Origin of the sequence: Bacillus sp. GbtcB14 (genome assembly GCF_019091205.1) — a bacterium.
In the GTDB taxonomy this organism is placed as follows: Bacteria; Bacillota; Bacilli; order Bacillales; family Bacillaceae_G; genus Bacillus_A; species Bacillus_A cereus_AG.
Map to the genome: position 1 here is coordinate 1 of NZ_JAGXJT010000330.1, position 233 is coordinate 233.

Here is a 233-nt window from a genome sequence, read left to right on the forward strand (position 1 = left end):
TAGAAACGTCTGATCAGCTCGGCGCGTTCGCTTCCGCTTTTATCGGCGCAGAGGTAAATCTGAACCGCGGTTCCGCCCCGCAGGCGTCTTTGTGAGATTCCCGCGAATTTTCGGCCGCCGATGCTGAGATCGTAGCTGCCCGGACAGTACGATCCTTTAATTTCATATGCTTCAATTTCGGCATTGTGCGGACGCAGCATCCGCCGCACCAGCTCTGTCATCGCCTCGTAGCC

The 233-nt window shown here is 56.7% G+C and carries 1 protein-coding gene; it reads right to left on the bottom strand.

Annotated elements, in window-relative coordinates; genetic code table 11:
- Positions 1-233 (bottom strand): lipoyl protein ligase domain-containing protein (locus KVT31_RS30055; RefSeq protein ID WP_483297960.1); only part of this gene is annotated, 233 nt, incomplete at both ends.